Origin of the sequence: Bradyrhizobium sp. WSM471, assembly GCF_000244915.1 — a bacterium.
In the GTDB taxonomy this organism is placed as follows: Bacteria; Pseudomonadota; Alphaproteobacteria; order Rhizobiales; family Xanthobacteraceae; genus Bradyrhizobium.
Genome location: NZ_CM001442.1, coordinates 189658 through 208252, shown reverse-complemented (window position 1 = coordinate 208252; position 18595 = coordinate 189658). Strand labels below are relative to the sequence as shown.

Below are 18595 nucleotides of genomic sequence, written 5' to 3'. Positions count from 1 at the left end.
ATGCCATTGCCATCGTCCGCGCGTGCGTTGAAGAAGCCCCGTCTCGATGACGAGGTGCGTTTTCTCCGGTCATGGATCGAAAAGCCCCTCCACATGGGCGCGGTGATGCCGTCGGGCAAGCTGCTGGCCCGGACCATGGCCCATTACGTCGATGTCAATTCGGACGCACCGGTGGTCGAGCTCGGGCCCGGCACCGGCGCCATCACCTCGGCCCTGGTCGAGCGCGGCGTCGACCAGAAGCGTCTCGTCCTCGTCGAATACAATCCAGGCTTCTGCGCCCTGCTGCGCGACCGCTATCCGCAGGCCAAGGTGGTGCAGGGTGATGCCTATCGTCTGCGCGACACGCTCTGGAACGTGCTGAGCGCGCCGGCCTCCGCGGTCGTCTCGGGCCTGCCGCTGGTCACAAAACCGATGCTGACGCGGCTGCGGCTCATCCGCGACGCCTTCACGGCGCTGGCGCCCGGTGCGCCCTTCGTCCAGTTCACCTATGCGGTGGTGCCGCCGATTCCGAAATCGCTGCCCGGCGTGTCCACAGAGGCCTCGGAACGGATCTGGATGAACCTTCCGCCGGCCCGCGTCTGGGTGTATCGCAAGGACTAATTCCGCCGGCATTCCTGTTTGCGTGGCGGGCTCGTTTCGCCGAATGCATGGAAGCGGATGTCCGCACCGAAAATCCTGATCATTCCCGGCTCTCTGCGCACCGGCTCGCACAATGCGAAGCTGGCAGCGGTCGCCGCCTATGCATTCGACCAGGCCGGTGTCGACGTCACCCGGATCTCGCTCGCCGATTTTCCGCTGCCGATTTATGACGGCGACCTGCAGGCCAAGTCCGGAGTGCCCAAGCACGCGATCAATCTCAAGCGCATGATCGGCGCGCATCATGGCGTGCTGATCGTCTCGCCCGAATACAACGCCTCGGTGCCGCCGCTGCTGAAGAACGCGATCGATTGGGTCAGTCGCGTACATGAGCTGCACGAGCCGCGCGGCGAGGTGTTCCGCAACCGCGTCTTCGCGCTCGCCGGCGCCTCGCAGAGCCGGCTTGGCGCGGCTCGCGCGCTGCAGGCGTTGCGGCTGATCCTGACCTCCTGCCACGCCAATGTGATTGCCAGCCAGCTCACGCTCGCCTTTGCCGACCAGGCCTATGACGATATGGACAGGCTGAAGCACGAGGGCGATATCGCCGCGTTGAAGGAACTGGTGCGGCAGTTGATCGACATTTCCCAACGCATGATGTGAGGGTGACATGACGCCAGCCGAGATTGCCCCGAAAGACCGCCTGATCGTCGCGCTCGATCTGCCCGGCGTTGATGCCGCGGAAGCGATGGTCAACCGGCTCGGCGACAGCGTCACCTTCTACAAGATCGGCTATCGGCTGGCTTATGCCGGCGGCTTGCCGCTGGTCGGCAAGCTCGCGGACAAGGGCAAGAAGGTCTTTCTCGATCTCAAGCTGCACGACATCGGCAACACCGTGGCGCAAGGCGTCGACAGCATCACCCGGCTCGGCGCGACCTTCCTCACCGTGCACGCTTATCCGCAGACCATGAAGGGTGCCGTCGAAGGTCGCGGGAGCTCGAATCTGAAGATCCTCGCCGTCACTGTTCTGACGTCCTACAACGAGGACGATCTGCATGCGGCGGGCTTCCGGCTCGGCGTCTCCGAGCTCGTCGAAGCGCGCGCGCAGCAGGCGCAGGTGCTCGGCATCGACGGGCTGGTGTCGTCGCCCGAGGAAGTCGGAGCCTTGCGCAAGATCGTCGGCCACCAGATGAGCCTCGTCACCCCCGGCATCCGGCCGGCGGGCGCGGCGAGCGGCGACCAGAAACGCATCATGACGCCGGGCCGTGCGATCGCCGCCGGCGCGGACTATCTCGTCGTCGGTCGGCCGGTGGTGGAAGCCGCGGACCCCAAGGCAATCGCCGAGGCCATCCAGGCCGAGATCGCGCAAGCGCTCGGCTAACCAACAACACAGGGAGAAGAACAATGGCAAAAGGCTACTGGATCGGACGCGTCGACGTGAGCAATGACGAGGGCTACAAGCCCTATGCCGTCGCCAATGGTCCGATCTTCAAGAAATGGGGTGGCCGCTTCGTGGTCCGCGCCGGCAAGTTCACCACCGTCGAAGGCGCCAGCCGCACCCGCAACGTCGTGATCGAATTCCCGGACTACGAGACCGCGATCGCCTGCTACAATTCGCCGGAATACCAGGCCAACATCAAGGTGCGCCAGCCGCACTCCGTTGCCGACCTCATCATCATCGAGGGCTATGACGGCCCTCAGCCGTCAGACGGCTGAGGCTGCGCGCACGCCTCGTCCTTCGAGACGACCGCTCCGCGGCGGTCTCCTCAGGATGAGGCTAAGCAGAATCTGCGCCCGTCGAATTTGTTGCCACGGATTCCGACCTCATCCTGAGGGCCCGCCGTAGGCGAGCGTCTCGAAGGATGGCCGCAAGCGACCGGCGCTCCAGAGGAGGCTGGAAGCCCACCTGCCCAATCCCCCTCGGTTGCCGGAACTGCCTCCCCCCGCTACAACGGCCGTGAGAGGATTACACCATGTCCGACATGCGCTTGATTGTTGCTGGAGCCGGCGGCCGGATGGGCCGGGCGCTGACGCGGGCAATTGCCGAGACCAAAGGCGCGGTGCTGGCCGGCGCGCTGGAGGCGCCGGGCTCGGAGCTGCTCGGCAAGGATGCCGGCGTGCTCGCAGGCCTGCCGGCCAATGGCATCAAACTCTCCGGCGATCTCTGGGCATTGTCAAAGGACGCCGACGGCATTCTGGATTTCACCGTGCCCGCGGCGACCTTGGCCAACGTCGCGATCGCTGCCGAACGCGGCCTCGTGCACGTGGTCGGAACGACGGGCCTGTCGGGCTCCGACAACGCCGTGATCAAGAGCGTCACCAACCGCGCCGTCGTGGTGCAGTCCGGCAATATGAGCCTGGGTGTCAATCTGCTCGCCGCCGTGGTCAAGCGCGTCGCCAAGGCGCTCGACGAGAGCTTCGACATCGAGATCGTCGAGACCCATCACCGCATGAAGATCGACGCGCCCTCGGGTACGGCGCTGATGCTGGGCCAGGCGGCAGCTAGCGGCCGCGGCATCGCGCTCGACGAGCATGCAGACCGCGGCCGCGACGGCATCACCGGCGCGCGCAAGCCCGGCGACATCGGCTTTGCGTCGTTGCGCGGCGGCACCGCGGCCGGCGATCACAGCGTGAGCTTCCTCGGCCCGTTCGAGCGCCTGACGCTGTCGCATCACGCGGAGGATCGCATGCTGTTCGCCCACGGCGCGCTGAAGGCCGCGCTCTGGGCGCATGGCAAGAAGCCGGGGCACTACTCCATGGCCGACGTGCTCGGCCTGTCTGACATCTAAACCAAACGGAAAGCAGTCAATGAGCGAACGTCTTCTCGTGCTGGTGCGGCACGGCCAGAGCGAATGGAATCTGAAGAACCTGTTCACGGGCTGGAAGGACCCTGACCTTACCGAGCTTGGCGTAAAGGAGGCCACCGAAGCCGGCCGCAAGCTGAAGGCGCAGGGCCTCGTGTTCGACGTCGCCTACACCTCGGTGTTGACGCGCGCACAGCACACGCTCGATCTCATTCTCGGCGAGCTCGGCCAGAAGGGCCTGCCGACGGAAAAGAACCTCGCGTTGAACGAGCGCGACTATGGCGATCTCTCCGGCCTCAACAAGGACGACGCCCGCAAGAAATGGGGCGAGGACCAGGTGCTGATCTGGCGCCGCTCCTACGACGTGCCGCCGCCCGGCGGCGAAAGCCTGAAGGACACGCTCGCGCGAGCACTGCCGTATTACGTTCAGGAGATTTTGCCGGGCGTGCTCAACGGCAAGCGCACGCTCGTTGCGGCTCACGGCAATTCGCTGCGCGCGCTGATCATGGTGCTGGAAAAGCTCTCCCCCGAAGGCATTTTGAAGCGCGAGCTCGCGACGGGTGTACCGATCATCTACCGGCTCAATGCGGATTCGACGGTGGCCTCGAAGCTTGATCTGGCGGGCTAAAGACGTCCGCGCGCGACGGAGCCGGCCAAATAATCAGCGTCGTCCTGGCGAAAGCCAGGACCCATAACCACCGTCGTTGGTTTTGCGATGATTGGTGGTTGGCAGTCGGCGCCAAAACATCTCCCTGGGGTGATGGGTCCTGGCTTTCGCCAGGACGACCATTTGGAGACAGTTTTGCAAAAGACCTACTGCAGCCCCAGCTGCCCGGCCTCCCAGCCCAGCATCGCCTGCTTGCGGGTGATGCCCCAGTGATAGCCGGTGAGTGTGCCGCTCTTGCCGAGCGCGCGGTGGCAGGGCACGACAAAGGACACCGGGTTCTTGCCGACGGCGGCGCCGACGGCACGTGAGGCTTTCGGGCTGTTGATGTTACAGGCGATGTCCGAATAGGACACCGCGCGGCCCATCGGGATCTTCAGCAAGGTCTCCCACACCCGGACCTCGAAATCGGTGCCGATCATCACCACGCGCAGCGGCTGGTCAGGCCGCCACAGTTTTGTGTCGAAGATGCGCTGCGCCAGCGGTGCGGTACCTTCGTGATCCTCGACGTAAGTTGCGTTCCGCCATCGCCGCGTCATGTCGGCAAGCGCCACCTGTTCCTCACCGGGATCGGCGAAGGCGAGGCCCGACAATCCGCGATCGGTCGCGATCACGATCGCCGTGCCGAACGGCGAGTGATGAAAGCCATAGCGCAAGATGAGCCCTGCGCCGCCGTTCTTCCATTCGCCCGGCGACATCGCCTCGTGGGTGACGAAGAGATCATGCAGCCGGCCCGGACCCGAAAGGCCCGAGTCGAGCGCCGCATCGAGGATGCTCGCTGAGTCCCGCAGCAAGCCCTTGGCGTGATCAAGCGTGAGCGCCTGCATGAAGGCCTTCGGCGTGATCGAGGCCCAGCGGCGGAACAGATGGTGCAGCTCGTCCGGGGTGACGCCGGCCGCATCCGCCATCGCCTCGATCGTCGGCTGGGCGCGCCACTTTTCCGAAATGAAGGCGATCGCCCGGCGCACGGAATCATAGTCGCGCATCGCGGCGTTCTGGGAGCCCGGCCCGGCCAGGCGCTGGTCATGTATCGCGAGTGTCATCATGACCACAAATGTAGGAGAGGGCAGGGTGCGAAACCACCCGATTTCCGATCCGCAATCAGGTGACCGGATTGTAGGTCGGACCGCGCCTGGCGGCATTCAATGCCTCAACCAAGCCTTTGTAGAAACTGGATTTTTCGTCCGGTCCCAGAAAGCGGGCGATCTGGATCTGGTGACCTCGCGAGATCAGATAGAGGTGCTCGATGCCAAAATCCTCGTCGATTTCCATGTCGAGCCGGACCCAGAGCGGATTGAAGGTCCATTCGACGATTTGGCCGTGCTGGCTGACGCGCCGCACGCGCAATTCAGATGGCGTGACCACGATCTCCTCGCTGGCCCGCGCCGCGCGGAAATTGGCTTTGAAGGCCCACCAGATCACCAGCACATCGAGGCCGAAGAAGCCGAACACCGGCCACGCGCCCATCATCAGGAAGACGAGGCCGGTGACGAAGCTGACGGCGCTCAGGAACAGCATCACGGCGAGGAAGCCGGTGCGGTTCAGCGAGCGGTGCGGCGTCAGGCGCGCGGAAAAGATCTGAGGCTCGGCCTCGCTTCCAGATCGTTCGCGCTCAATTTCGTTGCCTGTGCTCATCGTCCCTCAGTATATCCCGATCATGGCGAAAATCACCCGCAAGCCGGCCCCGCGCAAGACGTCGGTGCCGAAGAAAAAGGCAAGGCCGGCTGCGGCCAAACCGAAGGGGCCCGCGAAGAAATCGCTTAAGGCCATGAAGCCCTGGACGCCGCCCGAAGTCCGCGAGGCCTTCAGCCGTTTCCGCAAGGCCAATCCGGAACCGAAAGGCGAGCTCGAGCACGTCAATCCGTTCACGCTGCTGGTTGCGGTGGTGCTGTCGGCGCAGGCGACCGACGCCGGCGTCAACAAGGCAACGCGCGCGCTGTTTGAGATCGCCGACACACCGCAGAAGATGCTCGACCTCGGCGAGGAACGCCTGCGCGAGTACATCAAGACGATCGGCCTCTACCGCACCAAGGCCAGGAACGTCATTGCGTTGTCCGCGAAGGTGCTCAGCGAGTTCGGCGGCGAGGTGCCGCGCACGCGCGCCGGGATCGAGTCGCTGCCCGGCGCCGGTCGCAAGACCGCTAACGTCGTGCTCAACATGGCCTTCGGCGAGCACACCATGGCGGTCGACACGCACGTCTTCCGCGTCGGCAACCGGACCGGCCTCGCGCCCGGCAAGACGCCGCTGGAGGTCGAGCTCGGTCTCGAAAAGGTGATCTCGGCCGAGTTCATGCTGCATGCCCATCATTGGCTGATCCTGCACGGCCGCTATACTTGCCTCGCGCGCAAGCCGCGCTGCGAGGTTTGCCTGATCAACGATCTCTGCCGGTGGCCGGAAAAGACGGTCTGATGGCAATGTCCGTCATTCCGGGACGGTCCGTAGGACCCGGAATCTCGAGATTCCGGGTTCGATGCGGCGCATCGCCCCGGAATGACGAGGATGAGAGAGCGCGCTTTGGAGTGATGTCGTGAGTTCACAAGAGCAAGTTCCGTCATCGTCTCCCACCGCAGCGCCTGCTCCGCAACCCAAGCCCTCGCAACCACCGGCCAGCTCGCTGTGGAGCCGGCTCGCGATTCCGCTGTTCGCGGTGATCGTCGCTCTCGGCTTCGTCGCGCTGGCAACGCAGCGCTTCGACGAATGGGTCGGCAATTCGGCGGTCCAGATCACCAACGACGCCTACGTGCGCGCCGAGCTGACCCGGCTTGCCAGTCGCGTCTCCGGCGAAGTGCTGACCGTCGGGGTCACCGATTTCCAGCGCGTCAAGGCCGGCGATCTCCTGATCCAGATCGACCCTGCCGACTATCAGGCGCAAGTCGCGCAGTCCGAAGCGGCGGTCGCCGCCGCACAAGCCGTGCTCGACAATCTGGCCAATCAGATCGAGCTGCAATATGCGACGATCGCGCAGGCGCAAGCCGCGCGGCTCTCGGCCGAAGCCGTGGAGGTCGAGGCGCGGCAGGAGCAGGAGCGCCAGCAATCGCTGTCGCAGACCGAATCCGGCACGCGGCAGCGCTTCGAACAGGCGGTCGCAGGCTATGCCAAGGCGCAGGCCGATGTGCGCGCGAGCCGCGCCGTGATCGCGGCCCAGCAGCACCAACTCGAGGTGCTGCAAGGCACCAGGAAGCAGCGCGCCGCCGATCTCGAAGCGACCAAGGCGACACTGGCGAGTGCGAAGCTCAAGCTCGGCTACACCAAGATATCGGCGCCGTTCGACGGCGTCGTCGGCGAGCGGCAGGTCCAGCCCGGCGACTACGTCAACATCGGCACCAACCTCATCAACGTCGTGCCGTTGCCGAAGGTCTATGTGATCGCGAACTACAAGGAGACCCAGCTTACGCACGTCGCACCGGGCCAGCCGGTCGAGATCACCGTCGACAGTTTCCCGCGTGAGAAGCTGCGCGGGCGGGTCGAGCGCATTGCGCCCGCGACCGGCGCGCAGGTCGCGCTGCTGCCGCCGGACAACGCAACCGGTAACTTCACCAAAGTCGTGCAGCGCATTCCCGTGCGCATCCAGTTCGACGACAACCAGCCGCTGCTGGCGCGGCTGGTGCCGGGGATGTCGGTCGTCACCAGCATCGACACCAAGGCCGGCAATGGCGGAAAATGACGATTCCAGTCGCGGGCCGCTCTCGCGCGGCGGCGTCGCGCCGCAGCCGCTGTTTGCGGTGGCAGCGGTGCTGCTCGGCTCGTTCCTCGCCAATTTCGACAGCCGGCTGACCACGATTGGCCTGCCGGACCTGCGCGGCGCGTTCTCGCTCTCGTTCGACGAGGGCGCCTGGCTCTCCACTGCGGGCATCGGCTCGCAGATCTTCATCGCACCCGCGGTGGCCTGGCTTGCCACCGTATTCGGCCTGCGCCGCGTTCTCGGCATCCCTAGCCTCGTCTATGCCGCGGTCTCGCTGATCATCCCGTTCGTGCACGACTATCCGACATTGCTTGCGCTCAGCGTCGTACATGGCCTCTTGCTCGGCACCTTCGTGCCGGCGACGCTGATGATCGTGTTCCGCAATCTGCCGATCCGCTGGTGGCTTCCGGCGATCTCGATCTATTCGATCCGCGTCGGCTTCGCGCTGGATACCTCGAGCTCGCTGGTCGGCTTGTATGTCGACCATCTCGGCTGGCGATGGCTGTACTGGCAGAGCGTCGTCGTCGCGCCCCTGATGGGCCTGATGGTCTATTGGGGCACGCCGAACGAGCCGGTGAATCGCGCTTTGCTCCGCGACGCCGATTGGGGCGGCATGCTGCTGCTCGGCGCCGGCGTCTCGATGATCTATGCCGGGCTCGACCAGGGCAACCGGCTGGACTGGCTGGGGTCGGGGACGGTGATGGCGTTGATCATTGCCGGCGCGGTGCTGGTCGCGGGCTTCCTCGTCAACGAGGCCCTGGTGCGGCAGCCATGGGCACATATCAACGTGCTGTTCTCGCGCAATATCGGCTTGGGGCTGGTCTTGATCCTGCTCTACACGCTGACCAGCCTGTCCAACGCGTCGCTGGTGCCGAATTTCCTCGCCTCCATCGCCCTGCTCAGGCCGGAGCAGAGTGGCCTCCTGCTGCTCATCTACGGCGCGTTGCCGATGTTCGTGCTGGTGCCGCTCTCGATCTGGCTGCTGCGGCATTTCGATACGCGGACGGTGGTGGTCGTGGGATTTTCCTGCTTCGCCGCCGCCAATCTCTGGGGCACGCAGCTCAGCCATGATTGGGCGCGCGAGGATTTCGCCGGCATCGTGCTGCTCCAGGCGATCGGGCAGTCGCTGACCTTGCTGCCGCTGATCATCACGCTGCTGTCCAATTCCGATCCGAGCCGTGCCACCTCGTTTGCCGCCTATATCCAGATCATGCGGCTCGGTGGTGCCGAGATCGGCGTGGCGTTGATGGGAACGTGGCTGCGCGTCCGCGAGCAGATCCATTCCTTCTATCTCGGCCAGAATCTCGGCGTCGGTGACGTCGACGTGGTCCGCATGCTGAAACAGCTCGCCGACCATTTTGCGGCCCATGGTGCGGGCTCGGCCCAGGCCCGCGCGGTCGGTACGCTCGCGGGCTTGGTCCAGCGCGAGGCCAATGTGCTCGCCTATATCGACGGCTTCTGGCTGTGCTTCTGGGTCGCAATGGCCGCGCTCGGCGTCGTCGCCCTGGTCACCCGTGCCCCGCCCGGCCCGTTCACGCCGGCGCCGTTCGGCTTCGCCAGGATGCTGTTGCGCAGATGCGGGGTGTCGGTGAGGTAGACACCGTCACCGCATCTGCCGCGCCGGCTCGATCAGCTCGGGTCGCGGGCCTGAGAGCCGCTTGTGCATGTGGACCATAAAGGCCATGGCGAAGATCGGCGTCGCCAGGTTCACGATCGGGATCGAGACGAAGGCTGCGATGAACAGGCCCGCGGTGAAGATGGTCGCGGCATTGTCGCGCCGCATCGCCTTGGCTTCCTCCGGCGAGCGAAACCGTATCGCCGCGAGCTCGAAATATTCGCGGCCGAGCAGCCAGGCCGTGGCGAGGAAGAAGACCAGGAAACCGGCGCCGGCGAAAAGCACCAGCGGCAACGCGACCAGATAAACCAGGATCGTCAGCAGCGCGGTCTTGACGCCCTCGTAGATCGCCTGGCTGAACGGCAGCGCGACGCCCGGCCGCTCGGCCGGATAGTGCTCGCGCTCGACAATGTCGGCGACGTCGTCGACGAACAGGCTCGCCACCAGCGAGGTGATCGCCGGCATCAGGAACACAGCCCCGAACACGACGCCGAGTCCCGCGGCGATCGAAATGATCCAGGACAATACCTCGAGCGATGAGTGCCAGCCCGGACCGAGCAGGCCCTCCAGCCAGGCCTCACCATAGGTCGCAAACCAGCTCAGGAGCCGCTGCAAGCCGATCGCCAGCACGATGATCAGCACCAGGGCGACGCCGATCGACCGCCACAGGATCGAGCGCATCGGCGGCGAGATCATTTGCGACAGCGCCTTGACGGCGGCATCCAGCATGGGAGTTCCTCTCACGAAATCACCCGCGAGAGGTAGACACCCCGGGCCACTTCGGCAAGGGAGATCGGCGGCACCGCTCATGGCCGGATTGACCGCTCGCATCAACGAAGCCACGATGAATTCGGCAAGACCGTTGCTTCACCAACCCGCTTGACAACAAGCGGAACCAGCCGGGCAAAGGAACAGGCGCATATGGCGATGGAAGAATCGGTGGCCGGATTGCCGCTTGCAGGCGTGCGCGTCGTCGAGATGACCCACATGGTCATGGGCCCGACCTGCGGCATGATCCTGGCACAACTCGGAGCCGACGTGATCAAGGTCGAGCCGCCCGCGGGCGACAAGACCCGGAGCCTGGGGGGCATGGGCACGGCCTTCTTCCCGTTGTTCAACCGCGGCAAGCGCAGCGTCGTGCTGGATTTCGAGAAGCCTGAGGATCGCGAGATCATGCACCGGCTGCTGGCGACGGCCGATGTGTTCCTGGAGAATTTTCGCGACGGCCAACTCGCGAAGCAGGGGCTCGGCGCCGACGAATTGCGCCGCCGGCATCCGAATCTGATCATCGCCGGCCACAAGGGTTTCCTCTCCGGTCCCTACGAGCACCGCCCCGCGCTCGACGAGGTCGTGCAGATGATGGCGGGCCTTGCTGCCATGACCGGCACCAGCGAAAAGCCCCAGCGTGTCGGCTCGTCCGCCAACGACATCATGGGCGGCATGTTCGGCGTGATCGCAATCCTCGCGGCGCTCTATCAGAAGAGCGGCGGAAAACGCGACGGCGCCTATATCCGCATCGGCCTGTTCGAGAACTGCCTGTTCCTGGTTGCCCAGCACATGGTCGAATACGAGATGACCGGCAACAAGCCGCGCTCGATGCCGGAGCGCGAGCATGCCTGGCCGATCTATGACATCTTCGAGACCGCCGGCGGCGAGCGAATCTTCATCGGCGTCGTCACCGAAGGCCATTGGCAAAGCTTCTGCCGCGAGTTCGGCCTGACTGAATTTCTCGATGATCCCGCCTTGCGTACCACGACCGATCGCATTCTGGCCCGTGGGCGGATCATTCCACGCGCAGCCGACATCATCAGGCAATGGGACGTGGCAAAACTGTCGCAGAGGCTCGATGCGCTCAACATCTGCTTCTCGCCGATCAACCGGCCCGAGGATCTCTTCGCCGATCCGCATGTGCTGCGCCCGGGCGGGCTCGTCAACAATGTCACCGCCGACGGCAAGCCGTTCCGGGTGCCGGCGCTGCCGATCGAATGGAACGGCAGCCATATCGGCGAAGGCCTCAGGGTCGCGCCGCTCGGGGCCGACACCGCGGCCGTTCGCGCCGAGATCGACAATGAAAATGAAGACGTGACGTCAAAAACAACAGGGAGGCGCGCATGAGCCGGATCCAGGAGATTTACCCCGCGGAGCGCGTCAGCCTGCGCGAAGTCGGCCTGCGCGACGGGCTCCAGCTCGTGAAGAAAATTCCGTCGACCGACGCCAAGCAACGCTGGGTGCGCGAGGAATATGCCGCCGGCGTGCGGCATTTCGAGGTCGGCTCGTTCCTGCCGGCAAAGACCTTTCCGCAATTCGTCGATATTCGCGACGTCGTCGCGACGGTCGCTTCATTGCCCGGCGCGCATGGCATCGCGCTTGCGCTCAACGAACGCGGCGTGAACGAGGCGCTGGAATCCGGCGTCGGCGAAATCGCCTCGGTGGTCTCGGCAACGGAAGAGCACAGCCAGGCCAATGCGCACCGCTCGCGCGAATCCGCGATCGCCAATCTGAAACGCCTGTGCGAACTGCGCGATGCCACCAGCCACAAGCCGCTCGTCAACGCGGCGATCTCGATGGCGCTGGGCTGCTCGATCACCGGGGCGGTTGACCCTGCAGAAGTGCTGCGGCTGGTCGACAAATGCCTCGAGGCTGGCGTCGATTTCGTCGGCATCGCCGACACCGTCGGCTATGCCGGGCCAAAGCAGGTGGCGGATCTGACGCGCGCCGCGGTGAAGCTCGCAGGGTCAAAGCCCATTTGCATCCATCTCCACGACACCCGCGGCATGGGCATCGCGAACGCGGCCGCGGCGCTCGACGAAGGCGCGCGGATCCTCGACGGCTCGCTCGGCGGCCTCGGTGGCTGCCCTTTCGCCCCCGGTGCGACCGGCAATGTCGTGTTCGAGGATCTCGCGTTCCTGTGCGAGAGCAAGGGCTTCGCGACCGGCATCGATTTGGAGAAGCTGATCACGGTGCGCAGGATCCTGCGCGAGGAGATGCCGAACGAAACGCTGTATGGCGGCATCGCGCGGGCCGGGTTGCCGGGCGGGAGCGCAGCGAAGGCGGCGTGAGGTTTTTCTTCCCCTCTCCCGCAAGGGGAGAGGGGAACGCACCGTCTATGCGGCGAATCTACTCATGCCGGTGCCCGTGCTTGCGCGCCTTCGCCTGCTTGCTGTCCCCCGTCGGAATCATCACCACACGCCCATAGCGCACGCCACGTTCGGCGATGATATGATCAGCGAAATGCCTGACCTCGCCGGCATCGCCGCGCAGCGCCGTCATCTCCATGCAATTGTTGTCGTCGAGATGGACATGCAGCGTCGCCAGCGCGAGGTCGTGGTGGCCATGGAATTCCTGCACCAGGCGTTTTGAGAGATCGCGGGCGGCATGGTCGTAGACATAGACGAGGCCGGCGACGCAGGGCCCGGTCTGCGCGGTGTCCTCGCTGCTCTGCTGCAAGCCGGCACGTGCGAGGTCGCGAATGATCTCGGAGCGGTTCTGATAGCCGCGCGCTTCCGCCGCCGCGTCGATCTCCGCCAAGAGATCATCCTCGATGGTTATCGTGATTCGCTGCATCAAGTCCTCTCCGTGCGTACCGCTTGGTGCGTAGTCGGTAGCCCGGATGGAGCGAAGCGCAATCCGGGACAGTTTCGATGCGTGGACAGACCCCGGATTGCGCTTCGCTTCATCCGGGCTACGCGTATCTTACCGCGTTTCGTGAACGGTGCGAGAGAGAAGGCGCTCGCTCACAGCCGCGTTGCCCGCAGCCGCAGCGCATTCCCGACCACGCTGACCGAGGACAGCGCCATCGCGGCGGCTCCGATGATCGGCGACAGCAGCACGCCGAAGGTCGGATAGAGGATGCCGGCCGCGATCGGAATCCCGGCGGCGTTGTAGATGAAGGCGAAGAACAGGTTCTGCCGGATGTTGCTCATCGTCGCCTGCGACAGTTTTCGCGCACGGACGATGCCGGTGAGATCGCCCTTCAGCAGTGTGACGCCGGCGCTCTCCATCGCCACGTCCGTGCCGGTGCCCATCGCGATGCCGACTTCGGCCGCAGCCAGCGCCGGCGCGTCGTTGACGCCGTCGCCGGCCATGGCGACACTGCGGCCGGCCTTCTGCAGCTTTGTCACCACCGCGCTCTTCTGATCCGGCAGCACTTCGGCCTCGACGTCGGCGATGCCGAGCCTGCGCGCGACAGCCTCCGCCGTGGTGCGGTTGTCGCCGGTCAGCATGATGACCTTGATGCCTTCGGCTGCCAGTGCCTTCAGGGCCTCCGGCGTGGAAGCCTTGACCGGATCGGCGATCGCGAACAGGCCGGCAAGCCGGCCGTCGACCGCCATGTTGATCACGGTCGCGCCATCGCCGCGCAGCCGTTCGGCCTCGCCATCGAGCGCTGTGGTGTCGATGCCGATCGACATCAGATATTTGGCATTGCCGAGCACGATGGTTTTGCCGTCGACCTTGCCGGTCGCGCCCTTGCCGGTCGGCGAATCGAATTGTTCGACCTGGCCCAGCGCGAGCTGCTTCTCCTTCGCCGCGCGCATGATCGCGTCGGCCAGAGGATGCTCGCTGGCGCGCTCGACGCTGGCGGCCATGCGGAGGATATCGTCTTCCGCAAAGCCGGCCGCGGGCACGATCGCGACCACCTTCGGCTTGCCCTCGGTCAGGGTGCCGGTCTTGTCGACCACCAGCGTGTCGATCTTCTCCATTCGCTCGAGCGCCTCGGCGTTCTTGATCAGCACGCCTGCCTGCGCGCCGCGGCCGACGCCGACCATGATCGACATCGGAGTCGCGAGTCCCAGCGCACAGGGGCAGGCGATGATCAGTACGCTGACGGCGGCGACGAGGCCGAAGGCCAGCCGCGGCTCCGGCCCGAACCAGGCCCAGGCAGCGAACGCGGCGATGGCGACGGCGATCACGGTCGGCACGAACCAGCCCGCGACCTGGTCGGCGAGGCGCTGGATTGGCGCCCGCGAGCGCTGCGCGTCGGCCACCATCTGCACGATCTGCGACAGCAGCGTCTCCCGCCCGACCTTGTCGGCGCGCATGATGAAGCTGCCGGACTGGTTGAGCGTGCCCGCGATCACCTTCGCGCCCGTCTCCTTGGTCACCGGCATGGATTCGCCTGTTACGAGCGACTCGTCGAGCGAGGAACGGCCTTCCAGAATGACGCCGTCGACCGGCACTTTTTCGCCCGGCCGCACGCGCAAGCGGTCACCGGCATGAAGCGCGTCGATCTCGACCTCGTGCTCGCCGCCATCGCCATCGATGCGCCGTGCGGTCTTGGGGGCGAGCTGCAGCAGCGCCTTGATCGCACCCGACGTCGCATCGCGGGCTCGCAGCTCCAGCACCTGCCCGAGCAGCACCAGCACGGTGATGACGGCCGCTGCCTCGAAATAGACCGCGACCGCGCCTTCATGCCCGCGGAATGTGGCCGGGAAGATCTGCGGCGCGATGGTGCCGATCAGGCTGTAGACATAGGCAACGCCCGTACCCATCGCGATCAGCGTGAACATGTTGAGGTTGCGCGTCAGCAGCGACTGCCAGCCGCGAACGAAGAACGGCCAGCCGGCCCACAGCACCACGGGCGTGGCGAAGACGAGCTGGATCCAGTTCGACAGCGTCGCATCGATCCAGTTGTGCGGGCCCGCGAGATGGCCGCCCATCTCCAGCACCACGGCCGGCAAAGCCAGCGCGCCGCCGATCCAGAACCGCCGCGTCATGTCGGCAAGCTCAGGATTGGGCCCGGTCTCCAGGCTCGCCACTTCCGGCTCGAGCGCCATGCCGCAGATCGGGCAGGTGCCGGGTCCGGCCTGGCGGATCTGCGGATGCATCGGGCAGGTGTAGATCGTGCCTGCGGGCATCTCGGGCTCGGGTGTCTTCTCCTTGGCGAGATATCTTGCGGGATCCTCGGCGAATTTGGTGCGGCAGCCGGCCGAGCAGAAATGGAAGGTCGCGCCGTGATGGTCGAAGCGGTGCTTGGACGTCGCGGGATCGACTGTCATGCCACAGACGGGATCACGGACTTTTGCCGCGGCGCCGTGGTCATGCGCGTGATCGCCGTGCGCGCCGCAGCAGGAGGCAGCGGCGGGCTGGGCGACCGGGGCAGCCTTACTGGAACAGCCGCATCCGGAATGTGTTTCCGCGTTGTGACGGTGCTCGTGTTCCGCGTCGGTCATTGCCACGCTCCGGTCTTGCAAGTTATACCCTAGGGGGGTATATAAGCCGCATGCGCAAGGACATCAAGGCATCTGTCGGAAAACGTCTCGGCCGGATCGAGGGGCAGGTTCGCGGCCTCTCGAAAATGGTCGAGGAGGACCGCTATTGCATCGACATCGTGACGCAGATCTCGGCGGTCCGCGCTGCGCTGCGCCGGGTCGAGGAAGAGGTTCTGAAAGATCACGTCGCCCATTGCGTCGAGCATGCGATCGCGAGCGGCGACAAGGCGGACCAGCGCGAGAAGATCGCGGAGCTGATGGCGGTGATTGGGCGGGCAGAGCGGTAGGGTCGTACTCACTCGCCATTGTGAGGGGCCAACGATATCCACCAATGTCGTCCTGGCGAAAGCCAAGACCCATACCGCGGAGCTTATCGATCGCGCGCGGTAGCTGTACCGAACGGCCGGTCCTCGCCAAACGTCTCCTCTGATAATGGGTCCTGGCTTTCGCCAGGACGACGGCGGAGCTACGCCGCCATCCCCAGCGCGTGTCCCTGCGCGCGGTACTTTGCGAGATCGTTCAGCAGCACAAAATGCTCGGAGAAGGCAACGCTCATCTCCGCAGCCGCCTCACGCATCACTTCTTCAGCCGAAACCGGCGCCTCTTCGTCAGTCGCTTCAGGAACGAGCGGCGGCGCACGGAACGTTTCTGGAAACACACCGAAGGTGCCGGCTACCTCCTCGAGCGGCTTCTGCTTGTCGGCCCAGTGCAAGGCGGTGTAGTCGAAGCCGTGCACGATGGTGGGTTTGACGACTTCAAAATAGGGCGAGATGTCGAAGTCGCGGGGCATGTAGAGCGAGGAATCGCGGATGTGCAGGATCTCGCGGCGGGCGGCGCGGCTGCCGGCCTTGGTGATCTTGGGCAGGATCGGGTAACGCACGGCGTCGAACGCTTGTGCGATCAGGGCCGAGCAGATGATCTTGGTGGGATCGCCCGAGCCGATCGAGATCATGCGGCGCCGCCAGCGCTGCGGGATCGGCAGCGGAAACAGAAAGCGCATCAGGTCGACGATGTTCTTGGTGTCGTAGCCGAAGCCGATGCGGTTGATCGCATAGCGGCAGACCGTGGTGCGGTCCTCATAGGACAGCCCGACCGGACGGCAGACGCGGGTGTGATAGGGGAAGTATTTCGACAGCGGCGCGGAGGTGACGCCTTCGCCGATATTGGCCTCGATCAGCACGTGCGGCTCGCCATCGGGCTCTTCCGCGCCTTCGATGGGGCCGACATAGAGTGCGCCGTGGGACCAGGTCGACTGCGTCAGATATTTGATGATGCCCGAGATGCGGTTGTTGCCCTCGACCAGTAGCACGTCGCCGGGCTCGATCACGCCGCGCAGATGCTCGGGGTCGCTCGGCGTGAACGGCTCATAGCCCGGCACCTCCTTCGAGAGGTACGCGGCAATCAGCTTGCCGACTGAATCCAGGACCGTCCCCATTTCAAAACTCCCCCACGGCCTTTTCCGGCCGTCTTTTTCTCTTCTCTATCATGGTCGGAACGTGTTGCAATTCGGTTCATCGTTCTGTGACATCAAGCACGATTGATTCACCATGATGGTTGCCGCGCAACATCAGATGCGGCAAGGTTCGCTAGCTGTTCCCGTTTGCTGCAAGTCTCCGGAAACCATGTCATGACAATCACGCGCCGCAGCTTCCTATCGGCATCGGCGGGCCTTGCCGCGATGCCGGTCCTGCGCGCAACCGCCGCGCCCCTGCCACGCGAGGCTGACATCGTCGTGATCGGCGCGGGCGCGGCCGGAATTGCCGCGGCGCGGCGCATCATGGCGGCCAATCGCAGGGTCGTGGTGGTGGAAGCGGCGTCGCAGATCGGCGGCCGCTGCATCACGGATACGACCACCTTCGACACGCCGTTCGATCGCGGCGCGCGCTGGATGCACAATCCCGACACCAATCCGATGATCCGGCTGGCGCGCAGTGCCGGGCTCGACGTTCTGCCGGCGCCATCAGGCCAGAAGATGCGCATCGGCCGCCGCAACGCACGGGCCGGCGAGACCGAGGAATTCCTGGCGGCGCTGGTGCGCGCCAACCGCGCCATCGACGAGGCCGCGCGCGGCAAGCTCGATACCGCCTGCGCCTCGGTGCTGCCGAAGGATCTCGGCGATTGGGCCGGCGCGGCCGAGTTCATCCTGGGCGCGAGCTTCGCCGGCAAGGACCTGAAGGAGCTGTCTGCGATCGACAAGGCGCGGGCACAGGATCGCAACGCCGCGATCGCCTGCCGCCAGGGCCTGGGGACCCTGATCACCAAACTCGGTGAGCAGGCGCCGGTCGCGCTGTCGACGCCGGCGAGCCGGATCGTCTGGAGCAATCGCGACGTCAGCGTGGAGACACAAGCCGGCAAGATCGCCGCACGTGCCGCCATCATCACGGTCTCGACCAATGTGCTGATTTCGGGCGCGATCAAGTTTGGGCCTGACATTCCGAAGCGCACGCTCGATGCCGCCTCGAAGCTCACGCTCGGAAGCTACGATCACATCGTGCTGCAACTGCCGGGCAATCCGCTCGGCCTGTCGCGCGACGACATCCTGATCGAGCAGAGCAACTCGACGCGCACGGCGCTGATGTTCGCCAATATCGGCGGCTCTTCGCTGTGCTCGATCGATGTCGGCGGCTCGTTCGGCCGCGATCTGTCCGGGCAAGGCGAGAAGGCGATGACGGCCTTCGCCAGAGAATGGATCACGAAGCTGTTCGGCGGCGAAGTGGCGGCCGCCGTGCAGAAAGCCAGCGCGACGCGCTGGAACGCCTCGCCGTTCGTGATGGGTGCGATGTCGGCGGCCTCGCCGGGCGGTCAGCTCTCGCGAAGAATCCTCGCCGAGCCGATCGGCAACATGTTCCTCGCCGGCGAAGCCACGCACGAGACGCTGTGGGGCACCGTCGACGGCGCCTGGGAAAGCGGCGAGCGCGCCGCGGACGCGGCCTTGCGCAAGATCGGCGCGCTCAAGGACGAGCCGGCCGATGTGCCGACGCAGTCGACGAAGAAGCGGCGGGCGCCGCGGCAGCAGAGGAACTAATTCAGTCGTCGTCCTGGACAAG

General features: G+C 65.3%; 19 protein-coding genes. 13 read left to right on the top strand and 6 right to left on the bottom strand.

Annotated elements, in window-relative coordinates; translation table 11 throughout:
• The 6 genes from BRA471DRAFT_RS00960 to BRA471DRAFT_RS00935 all read left to right on the top strand — a co-directional run bounded on the left by BRA471DRAFT_RS00960 (position 1) and on the right by BRA471DRAFT_RS00935 (position 4005).
• Complete coding sequence (locus BRA471DRAFT_RS00960) at positions 1 to 600, top strand: class I SAM-dependent methyltransferase (RefSeq protein WP_007598495.1); 600 nt, start codon at positions 1 to 3, stop codon at positions 598 to 600.
• 57 nt (positions 601 to 657) lie between these two features.
• The gene (locus tag BRA471DRAFT_RS00955) at positions 658 to 1236 is read left to right on the top strand and encodes an NADPH-dependent FMN reductase (protein ID WP_007604013.1); all 579 of its coding nucleotides are present in this window, start codon (positions 658 to 660) and stop codon (positions 1234 to 1236) included.
• A gap of 7 nt (positions 1237 to 1243) precedes the next feature.
• Positions 1244 to 1954 carry an orotidine-5'-phosphate decarboxylase gene (pyrF, locus tag BRA471DRAFT_RS00950; RefSeq protein ID WP_007604011.1) on the top strand — a complete coding sequence of 237 codons (711 nt, stop codon included), beginning with the start codon at positions 1244 to 1246 and terminating at the stop codon, positions 1952 to 1954.
• A 23-nt stretch (positions 1955 to 1977) separates the two neighbouring features.
• Positions 1978 to 2289, top strand: coding sequence for a DUF1330 domain-containing protein (locus BRA471DRAFT_RS00945; RefSeq protein WP_007604010.1), 312 nt, complete (start codon positions 1978 to 1980; stop codon positions 2287 to 2289).
• 257 nt (positions 2290 to 2546) lie between these two features.
• Positions 2547 to 3362, top strand: a complete 816-nt coding sequence (gene dapB, locus BRA471DRAFT_RS00940) for a 4-hydroxy-tetrahydrodipicolinate reductase (protein WP_007604007.1) — start codon at positions 2547 to 2549, stop codon at positions 3360 to 3362.
• 19 nt (positions 3363 to 3381) lie between these two features.
• Positions 3382 to 4005 carry a 2,3-bisphosphoglycerate-dependent phosphoglycerate mutase gene (locus tag BRA471DRAFT_RS00935; protein ID WP_007604006.1) on the top strand — a complete coding sequence of 208 codons (624 nt, stop codon included), beginning with the start codon at positions 3382 to 3384 and terminating at the stop codon, positions 4003 to 4005.
• A gap of 185 nt (positions 4006 to 4190) precedes the next feature.
• Here the strand turns inward: BRA471DRAFT_RS00935 and BRA471DRAFT_RS00930 are convergent, their stop codons facing one another.
• Together BRA471DRAFT_RS00930 and BRA471DRAFT_RS00925 are read right to left on the bottom strand one after the other, a co-directional pair.
• Positions 4191 to 5087 (bottom strand): bifunctional helix-turn-helix domain-containing protein/methylated-DNA--[protein]-cysteine S-methyltransferase, encoded by an 897-nt coding sequence (locus tag BRA471DRAFT_RS00930; RefSeq protein ID WP_035973474.1) that lies wholly within the window; start codon positions 5085 to 5087, stop codon positions 4191 to 4193.
• Positions 5088 to 5142: 55 nt separating this feature from the next.
• The gene (locus BRA471DRAFT_RS00925; protein ID WP_007604003.1) at positions 5143 to 5676 is read right to left on the bottom strand and encodes a DUF2244 domain-containing protein; all 534 of its coding nucleotides are present in this window, start codon (positions 5674 to 5676) and stop codon (positions 5143 to 5145) included.
• Between the two features lie 22 nt (positions 5677 to 5698).
• On the opposite strand from BRA471DRAFT_RS00925, the gene nth reads away from it, so the two are divergent.
• The 3 genes from nth (at position 5699) to BRA471DRAFT_RS00910 (ending at position 9321) form a co-directional block, all read left to right on the top strand.
• Positions 5699 to 6451, top strand: a complete 753-nt coding sequence (gene nth, locus BRA471DRAFT_RS00920) for an endonuclease III (protein ID WP_007604001.1) — start codon at positions 5699 to 5701, stop codon at positions 6449 to 6451.
• Between the two features lie 118 nt (positions 6452 to 6569).
• Positions 6570 to 7706, top strand: coding sequence for an HlyD family secretion protein (locus BRA471DRAFT_RS00915; RefSeq protein WP_007603999.1), 1137 nt, complete (start codon positions 6570 to 6572; stop codon positions 7704 to 7706).
• Positions 7693 to 9321, top strand: coding sequence for an MFS transporter (locus BRA471DRAFT_RS00910; protein ID WP_007603997.1), 1629 nt, complete (start codon positions 7693 to 7695; stop codon positions 9319 to 9321). Before BRA471DRAFT_RS00915 ends, BRA471DRAFT_RS00910 begins: the two co-directional genes overlap by 14 nt.
• A 6-nt stretch (positions 9322 to 9327) precedes the next feature.
• Here the strand turns inward: BRA471DRAFT_RS00910 and BRA471DRAFT_RS00905 are convergent, their stop codons facing one another.
• Positions 9328 to 10068, bottom strand: coding sequence for a sulfate transporter family protein (locus tag BRA471DRAFT_RS00905; protein WP_007603995.1), 741 nt, complete (start codon positions 10066 to 10068; stop codon positions 9328 to 9330).
• A 192-nt stretch (positions 10069 to 10260) separates the two neighbouring features.
• Between BRA471DRAFT_RS00905 and BRA471DRAFT_RS00900 the strand changes: the two genes are divergently transcribed.
• The gene (locus BRA471DRAFT_RS00900) at positions 10261 to 11454 is read left to right on the top strand and encodes a CaiB/BaiF CoA-transferase family protein (RefSeq protein ID WP_007603993.1); all 1194 of its coding nucleotides are present in this window, start codon (positions 10261 to 10263) and stop codon (positions 11452 to 11454) included.
• Positions 11451 to 12398, top strand: coding sequence for a hydroxymethylglutaryl-CoA lyase (locus BRA471DRAFT_RS00895; protein WP_007603991.1), 948 nt, complete (start codon positions 11451 to 11453; stop codon positions 12396 to 12398). Before BRA471DRAFT_RS00900 ends, BRA471DRAFT_RS00895 begins: the two co-directional genes overlap by 4 nt.
• 58 nt (positions 12399 to 12456) lie before the next feature.
• On the opposite strand, the gene nikR is transcribed toward BRA471DRAFT_RS00895, so the two are convergent.
• Together nikR and BRA471DRAFT_RS00885 are read right to left on the bottom strand one after the other, a co-directional pair.
• Positions 12457 to 12903 (bottom strand): nickel-responsive transcriptional regulator NikR, encoded by a 447-nt coding sequence (nikR, locus tag BRA471DRAFT_RS00890; protein ID WP_007603989.1) that lies wholly within the window; start codon positions 12901 to 12903, stop codon positions 12457 to 12459.
• A 170-nt stretch (positions 12904 to 13073) separates the two neighbouring features.
• Positions 13074 to 15509, bottom strand: a complete 2436-nt coding sequence (locus tag BRA471DRAFT_RS00885) for a heavy metal translocating P-type ATPase (RefSeq protein ID WP_007603988.1) — start codon at positions 15507 to 15509, stop codon at positions 13074 to 13076.
• 50 nt (positions 15510 to 15559) lie between these two features.
• On the opposite strand from BRA471DRAFT_RS00885, the gene BRA471DRAFT_RS00880 reads away from it, so the two are divergent.
• Entirely contained in the window at positions 15560 to 15835 is a 276-nt protein-coding gene (locus tag BRA471DRAFT_RS00880) for a metal-sensitive transcriptional regulator (protein ID WP_007598521.1), read from the top strand.
• A gap of 179 nt (positions 15836 to 16014) precedes the next feature.
• On the opposite strand, the gene BRA471DRAFT_RS00875 is transcribed toward BRA471DRAFT_RS00880, so the two are convergent.
• Positions 16015 to 16983, bottom strand: coding sequence for a YiiX/YebB-like N1pC/P60 family cysteine hydrolase (locus BRA471DRAFT_RS00875; protein ID WP_007603987.1), 969 nt, complete (start codon positions 16981 to 16983; stop codon positions 16015 to 16017).
• 192 nt (positions 16984 to 17175) lie between these two features.
• Between BRA471DRAFT_RS00875 and BRA471DRAFT_RS00870 the strand changes: the two genes are divergently transcribed.
• The gene (locus BRA471DRAFT_RS00870; RefSeq protein ID WP_007603986.1) at positions 17176 to 18573 is read left to right on the top strand and encodes an FAD-dependent oxidoreductase; all 1398 of its coding nucleotides are present in this window, start codon (positions 17176 to 17178) and stop codon (positions 18571 to 18573) included.
• Positions 18574 to 18595: the final 22 nt, after the last annotated feature.

Bases quoted from the DNA above. Each gene is read 5' to 3' on its own strand.
- BRA471DRAFT_RS00930 (WP_035973474.1), bottom strand. From the start codon at position 5,087: ATGATGACACTCGCGATACATGACCAGCGCCTGGCCGGGCCGGGCTCC.
- nth (WP_007604001.1), top strand. From the start codon at position 5,699: ATGGCGAAAATCACCCGCAAGCCGGCCCCGCGCAAGACGTCGGTGCCG.
- nikR (WP_007603989.1), bottom strand. From the start codon at position 12,903: ATGCAGCGAATCACGATAACCATCGAGGATGATCTCTTGGCGGAGATC.
- BRA471DRAFT_RS00910 (WP_007603997.1), top strand. From the start codon at position 7,693: ATGGCGGAAAATGACGATTCCAGTCGCGGGCCGCTCTCGCGCGGCGGC.
- BRA471DRAFT_RS00925 (WP_007604003.1), bottom strand. From the start codon at position 5,676: ATGAGCACAGGCAACGAAATTGAGCGCGAACGATCTGGAAGCGAGGCC.
- BRA471DRAFT_RS00945 (WP_007604010.1), top strand. From the start codon at position 1,978: ATGGCAAAAGGCTACTGGATCGGACGCGTCGACGTGAGCAATGACGAG.
- BRA471DRAFT_RS00935 (WP_007604006.1), top strand. From the start codon at position 3,382: ATGAGCGAACGTCTTCTCGTGCTGGTGCGGCACGGCCAGAGCGAATGG.
- BRA471DRAFT_RS00880 (WP_007598521.1), top strand. From the start codon at position 15,560: ATGCGCAAGGACATCAAGGCATCTGTCGGAAAACGTCTCGGCCGGATC.
- dapB (WP_007604007.1), top strand. From the start codon at position 2,547: ATGTCCGACATGCGCTTGATTGTTGCTGGAGCCGGCGGCCGGATGGGC.
- BRA471DRAFT_RS00905 (WP_007603995.1), bottom strand. From the start codon at position 10,068: ATGCTGGATGCCGCCGTCAAGGCGCTGTCGCAAATGATCTCGCCGCCG.
- BRA471DRAFT_RS00960 (WP_007598495.1), top strand. From the start codon at position 1: ATGCCATTGCCATCGTCCGCGCGTGCGTTGAAGAAGCCCCGTCTCGAT.
- BRA471DRAFT_RS00900 (WP_007603993.1), top strand. From the start codon at position 10,261: ATGGCGATGGAAGAATCGGTGGCCGGATTGCCGCTTGCAGGCGTGCGC.
- BRA471DRAFT_RS00870 (WP_007603986.1), top strand. From the start codon at position 17,176: ATGACAATCACGCGCCGCAGCTTCCTATCGGCATCGGCGGGCCTTGCC.
- BRA471DRAFT_RS00955 (WP_007604013.1), top strand. From the start codon at position 658: ATGTCCGCACCGAAAATCCTGATCATTCCCGGCTCTCTGCGCACCGGC.
- pyrF (WP_007604011.1), top strand. From the start codon at position 1,244: ATGACGCCAGCCGAGATTGCCCCGAAAGACCGCCTGATCGTCGCGCTC.
- BRA471DRAFT_RS00895 (WP_007603991.1), top strand. From the start codon at position 11,451: ATGAGCCGGATCCAGGAGATTTACCCCGCGGAGCGCGTCAGCCTGCGC.
- BRA471DRAFT_RS00885 (WP_007603988.1), bottom strand. From the start codon at position 15,509: ATGACCGACGCGGAACACGAGCACCGTCACAACGCGGAAACACATTCC.
- BRA471DRAFT_RS00875 (WP_007603987.1), bottom strand. From the start codon at position 16,983: ATGGGGACGGTCCTGGATTCAGTCGGCAAGCTGATTGCCGCGTACCTC.